At 31.5% G+C, this 1,976-nt stretch carries 2 protein-coding genes; both read left to right on the top strand.

Annotated features, from left to right (window positions below):
- The first annotated feature begins 50 nt into the window (after positions 1-50).
- Positions 51-809 carry an ABC transporter ATP-binding protein gene (locus AB3X49_RS22090; protein WP_016100977.1) on the top strand — a complete coding sequence of 253 codons (759 nt, stop codon included), beginning with the start codon at positions 51-53 and terminating at the stop codon, positions 807-809.
- On the top strand, positions 806-1,976 hold a 1,171-nt coding region (locus AB3X49_RS22085; RefSeq protein WP_367964753.1), incomplete at its 3' end, for an ABC transporter permease. The genes AB3X49_RS22090 and AB3X49_RS22085, both read left to right, overlap by 4 nt.

Below are 1,976 nucleotides of genomic sequence, written 5' to 3'. Positions count from 1 at the left end.
AGTTAATCTAATGGAGGAAATAGCATTTAATAATGTTGAGGTGAATAAAGATGAGTGAAATTGTGTTAGCAGTTCAAGGTTTAAGTAAGACTTATGAGAGTGTAGATACAAATGTTAGAGCCTTACAAAATGTATCTTTGGAGTTAAATAAAGGAGAACTTCTTGCCGTAATGGGGACGAGTGGGTCTGGGAAGAGTACATTACTTAATATACTTGGTGCTTTAGACAAGCCTGATGAGGGAGTCGTATATGTAAATGGTGAAGGCCCTAAAAATATGTTTGTTGAACCATATGCGACGGAGTACAGGCGGGATAACATAGGATTCATATTTCAGGCATTTCATTTATTAAAGGATTTATCTGTAGAAGAGAATATTGCGTTACCCCTCATATTATCAGCTGATTCAGAAGAGGAGATACGAGAAAAAACAAATAAAATATTAGATGTTCTTGGTTTAGTAAATTGGAGAAATCATCGACCAGTTCAGCTTTCTGGTGGGCAACAACAACGTGTTGCAATTGGTAGGGCGTTAATAACATCTCCTCCAATTGTTCTTGCAGATGAGCCTACTGGAAATTTAGATTTCAATACGTCTAATGATATTTTACGAGTACTGGTCGATATGAAACAAAGATTCAATCAAAGTATGATTCTTGTTACTCATGATCCTCACATTGCTACGTATGCAGATCGGGTTCTTTTCTTTCATGATGGAGAAGTTGTTGATGATTATACGTGTTCTCATGGAGTAAATGATATAAATATCATTTTAGATAAATTTAAAAGATTAATGGAGAAATCAAAATGATAAAATCAGTACGAGGATTAGGTTTACGCTTTTTTAAGACGAATAAATTTACTGCTATCTCCTCTATAGTTAGCGTTATGTTGGCTGTTTCTCTAATTGTTACGATGATTGTATTTTCGAGCCATGCGAAACAGTCTGTTATAAATGAAGTTAAAAATTTATATGGAGATATGGATTTATCTGTTGGATATAACCCTGATCAAAATAAATTGATGGATAAATCTTTACTACAAAATATTAAGGAACAAGAAAATATTGAATACATGTCAAAAGTATTAGTAAATCATTTGCAAGTGAATAAATTGAATACAGCTATTTATACAGTAGGTGTTCAAAATGATTCGTTATCTCAAAGTCGATATCACTTCTCTAAAAATCTATCGAATGAGGAAGTAACATTAAATCATGGATTAGCGGAAACTTTACAAGTAAAAGTTGGAGAAAAGATTGAAATAGAAAATAAATCTTATGTAGTAAAAGAAGTTTTACCTGATATAGAAGCTGGAGGTTCAGCTCCAGATATACTTGTTTTATCGGAAGGTGCAGTGAAACAGCACGTATATGAAAAAACGGGTAAATACAATGAGGCTACTTATGTGTTGATAAAAGCAAAAGCGAATGCAGATGTACTAGCATTGTCTAGTCAAATTCATAAAATAGACAAAGAATTAAGAATCGATATTGCGGAGGAAGACGAGTTTTTAAAAAGTAACTTAGCGTCATTACATATTTTTATAGTTGTTTTATCTGTATTAATACTTATTATTACTTCGTTATTATTAATGTCTAATTTTGAAGTGTTTTTATATAAATATAAAAGCCAATTTGCTATTATGCGATCAATGGGAGCAACAACGAAACAAATGTTTAAAGTTATATTTATTCAATGTAGTGTAATTAATTTCTTTGGTGGAATATTTGGTTTGTTACTAGCTGTAATAAGTAACCGTTTTTTACAAAGTTGGCTAGAGCATTTATTTGATTTTCAAATTAATTCGATGAGTTTTGACTTTAAAATAGCAATTGTAACAATGATTTGTAGTATCTTTTTCATCGAACTGTTTATGTTATATCCGTCATACAGAAGTTCGAAAATATTGCCAGTAAAGCTTATGCGTGAAAATGAAGAATCCGACTTTTCTAATAAAAAAACACGCAGTATTATGG

The sequence above is a fragment of the Bacillus sp. C30 genome (assembly GCF_040838255.1).
Lineage (GTDB): Bacteria > Bacillota > Bacilli > Bacillales > Bacillaceae_G > Bacillus_A > Bacillus_A mycoides.
Note: the sequence above shows the minus strand (reverse complement) of the source record. Positions and strands in the feature narration are given on the sequence as shown.

Coding starts and splice junctions, on each gene's coding strand:
- AB3X49_RS22090 (WP_016100977.1), top strand. CDS start 51: ATGAGTGAAATTGTGTTAGCAGTTCAAGGTTTAAGTAAGACTTATGAG.